The organism is Palaeococcus sp. (in: euryarchaeotes) (assembly GCF_053987695.1).
The window spans coordinates 1-3,892 of the sequence record NZ_JBMXHE010000035.1; the positions used below are offsets into that span (position 1 = coordinate 1).

Consider the following 3,892-nt stretch of genomic DNA (forward strand, 5'->3'; position numbering starts at 1 on the left):
GTTCTGGGGTGCTTTTGCAACCTGGTTTGGTGACAGGATGCCTTGTTTTCTGAGAGAGATTACTGTGACGCGGATACTGCTTGGGGTAATGTGTTACGCGCTGAAAATTCTTCTCAGAGTCAAGTACTGCTTAAGTAACAGGAGGTGAAATTAAACACGCCCCGAAAAGGACAAGTTTAAAAAAGACTTTTGAGCCTTTTAGATTAAGGAGGGAAGAGTATGCACTGGGCAGATTATATGGCAGAAAAAATAATCCGGGAGAGGGGGGATAAAGAGGTTTACGTGGTCGAAAGTGGTATTACTCCAAGCGGGTACGTCCACATAGGGAACTTTAGAGAGCTTTTCACAGCTTACATTGTGGGTCACGCCCTTAGGGATAGGGGCAAAAAGGTGAGGCACATCCACATGTGGGACGACTATGATAGGTTTAGGAAAGTACCAAAGAACGTTCCAAAGGAGTGGGCTCAATATTTGACCATGCCTGTTAGTGAAGTTCCCGATCCCTGGGGCTGCCATGAGAGCTATGCAGCCCATTTTATGGAGCTCTTCGAGCGCGAAGTTGAAAAGCTCGGCATTGAAGTGGACTTCCTTAGGGCAAGCGAGCTCTACAAAAGTGGCGAATATGCAAATGAGGTTAGGCTCGCCCTTGAGAAGAGGAGCAAGATAATGGAAGTCCTAAACAAGTTCCGCGACATAGCCAAGCAGCCCCACTTGGAAGAGGACTGGCAACCTGTGCAAATTTACTGTCCAAAGTGCAGGAAAGAGGCAAATTTTGTTGAGTGGGACGGTGAGTGGGGCGTTAAGTATAAGTGCCCCCATTGCGGGAGCGAGGGCGAGACGGACATAAGGGAAGGCAACGTCAAACTTAGGTGGCGTGTAGATTGGCCTATGCGTTGGGCTCACTTCGATGTTGATTTCGAGCCAGCTGGAAAAGACCATCTCGCCGCTGGAAGCTCTTGGGACACAGGGCAGGAGATAGTTAAAAAAATCTTCGAAAAGCCCGGGCCTTTAGGGCTTATGTATGAGTTCGTTGGAATTAAAGGACAAAAAGGAAAGATGAGCGGCTCAAAGGGTAACGTAATTTTATTGAGCGACCTCTATGAGGTCTTAGAGCCGGGAGTAATAAGGTTCCTCTACGCGAGCCACAGGCCCAATAAGGAGCTCAAGATTGATCTCGGTCTTGGCTTACTAAACCTCTACGACGAGTTCGACAAAGTGGAGAGGATTTACTTTGGTCTGGAAAGTGCAAAGAGCGAGGAAGAGGCAGAAGAGCTGAAGAGGACTTACGAGCTCGCAATGCCAAAAGTTCCCCAGAGATTAATCGCCCAAGCGCCTTTCAGGTTCTTGGTGGTCTTAGTGCAGATGCCTCACTTGGATGAGGAAGGCATAATAAGGACGCTCCAGGAGCAGGGACACATCCCGAAGGAGCTTGATGAAGAGGATATTAAGAGAATCAACCTCCGTATAAAGCTTGCAAAGACTTGGGTGGAGAGATATGCTCCGGATAATGTGAAATTCGAGCTTTTAAGAGAAGTGCCCGAAATCGAGGTCGATGATGCCGTTAGGGATGCCATGCTTGAAATCGCTGAATGGCTTGAGGAAAGGGAGGAATTTACGCTCGACGAATTCAACGCAGTTATATTTGATGCCGCGAAGAAGAGAGGAATTCCAAGCAAAAGATACTTCAAAATACTCTACAACCTCTTCATAGGGAAGGATAGGGGTCCGAGGCTGGCATCCTTCTTGACAGCACTGGATAAGGAGTTCGTTATAAAGAGGCTCAGGCTTGAGGCTTGAGCCCCCAATCTTTAAAAATATCAAAACGTAGTTTTTGCGGTGGTTGAAATGGAGTTCAACTTAATAATCGCCGGAGTAGGAGGGCAGGGCGGTCTAACGCTCTCACGTATAATTGGAAATGCCGCCATGAAAGAGGGATACAACGTTAGAATAGGCGAAACCCTTGGAATGAGCCAGCGCTATGGTAGCGTTCTCTCATATCTACGCTTTGGTGATGTATACTCGCCTCTGATCGAGGAGGGAGAGGCCGATTTAATGCTGGCACTGGAACCAGCTGAGGCACTGAGAAACGCCCGGTTCCTGAGCGCCAAAAGCTATGTCCTTTTGAATGCTTATCCTATACAAACTGCAACCACCCTCGTGGGGAAGGAGCGTTATCCCTCTATAGACGAAGTTAGGGCAGCAATCTCGAGAATATGCCCCATAGATGTCAGAAACTTCCAGGATGAGGCAGATAAAATTAATTCCCGAACTCTTGGGGTTCTCATGCTCGGCTATGCCTACGGAAAGGGTCTCATTCCCCTAAAGAAGGAGAGTCTTAAAGAGGGAATTAGAGAAATACTCAAAGAAAAACTGTGGGAAACCAATTTCAGGGCCCTGGAGAGGGGAATTGAACTCGCCAAGCTTTGATATTCCCCTCTATTACCTCACTTCTATCCAAATGTTTATATATCACCACATACAAGCTCTATCCGAGCATATACCTCAGGTGAGATCTATGGAGTTTAGAAAGATACAATTTACTGGAAGGAGCTCCTATATAATTTCCCTGCCCAAGAGGTGGATTCAAGAGAACAAGCTGAAGCAGGGAGATGTTATCCCTCTTGTGATGAATCCCGATGGTTCAATAACAGTGCTCCCTAAGGAACCCAAGGATGTGAGTGAAACCAAGAAACTCGAGATATCGAGCACATACTCTCCGGACATGGCCGTTAGACTCGTTATCTCCGCCTATATTCAAGGCTATGATATTTTTGATATCCAGCTGCTGGATGAGCTTCCCCAGTACAAAATAAAAATCAGAAAGACAGTGCAGCTCCTTCCGGGAATGGAAATTATTGCCGATGAACCAAATAGGATCGTGGCAAAAAGCCTCCTTGCTGATGATGAGGTAAACATAGATGAGATACTTGGGAGACTAAAATCCATAGTGCTCTCAATGCTCGAGGATCTAGAGCTTATGAAGCAGCTCGAGGATAAAGCAGTTTCAAGGGACATCCATGATCTTGAGAATGAGCTTGACAGATTTTATTTCCTGGCTCTCAGAGCTGTAAACAAACTCCTTTCCCATAGACCAACAAAGGAGACAATGCCCGTGAAAAAGAGCTTTGACCTTCTGGGAATGCTTTTCATAGTGCGCAATATAGAGAGAATTGGGGACCACATATACAAGATATCCCAAAACTTTGATGGAGATATAGAGGTTGAGTACCTAAAGGGAGCCTTTTCCGAGATAATAAAGCAGATAAAGATCAGAGACCTCAAGAAAATCGATGATATAATGTACGACTTGAAGGAGCGCATAAAAAGAATCGATTACAAAAAGTCGATAGCCATGGACAGCTACCGCAGAATCCTCGAGTACCTTGAGAACATAGGAGAGACAATAATAAACATGGCAATGGGTTAACCAGTGGAATGAAGAGAGCAAAGCTTAAAGTTTTAAGCTTAAAATTAAAAAATTAAAGAATCACTCCGAGAGGAGGCCCTTGAGGTATCCATTAAAGCCCAATGCCACCCCGAGCAGCATTAAGAGCAGCACCAAGGAAGCAAAGTTTTTGCCCAGTATCAGCTGTATTAGAGCATAGATGCCGAGAGTTCCGACTATGAGAACCCCGATGTATGAAGCCCTGCGGAGTGAAGAGGGTACATATTCTTTCCCCGTTATGACTGCCCACGCCGCGATTATGCCACCGAATAAAACGAACGTTGTCACGGCGCCATCGAGGATGCCTATTGTGTCCACTCCCCCATAAATCATCACTGCAACGGATGCAATTCCCAATACAAATGTGGAAGCCAGAATTATGGGCGCGGCAGTTTGCCTGGGTCTTCTGGAAAGCTCTTCAAACACTCTTATTATGGTTTCTCCAAG

The 3,892-nt window shown here is 46.1% G+C and carries 4 protein-coding genes; 3 read left to right on the forward strand and 1 reads right to left on the reverse strand.

Going from position 1 to position 3,892, the window contains the following annotated elements:
- Positions 1–219: 219 nt before the first annotated feature.
- From lysS to ACXJGZ_RS02715, 3 genes are all read left to right on the forward strand, one after another.
- The gene (gene lysS / locus ACXJGZ_RS02705; protein WP_456398252.1) at positions 220–1,797 is read left to right on the forward strand and encodes a lysine--tRNA ligase; all 1,578 of its coding nucleotides are present in this window, start codon (positions 220–222) and stop codon (positions 1,795–1,797) included.
- Between the two features lie 48 nt (positions 1,798–1,845).
- A complete protein-coding gene (locus tag ACXJGZ_RS02710; RefSeq protein WP_293252755.1) occupies positions 1,846–2,427 on the forward strand; it encodes an indolepyruvate oxidoreductase subunit beta in 582 nt (193 codons plus the stop codon).
- Between the two features lie 88 nt (positions 2,428–2,515).
- Positions 2,516–3,427 carry a phosphate signaling complex PhoU family protein gene (locus tag ACXJGZ_RS02715; RefSeq protein WP_293252738.1) on the forward strand — a complete coding sequence of 304 codons (912 nt, stop codon included), beginning with the start codon at positions 2,516–2,518 and terminating at the stop codon, positions 3,425–3,427.
- Positions 3,428–3,487: 60 nt separating this feature from the next.
- Here ACXJGZ_RS02715 and ACXJGZ_RS02720 read toward each other — a convergent pair.
- Positions 3,488–3,892, reverse strand: a 405-nt coding sequence (locus ACXJGZ_RS02720) for a hypothetical protein (RefSeq protein ID WP_456398253.1), incomplete at its 5' end; no start/stop codon positions are given.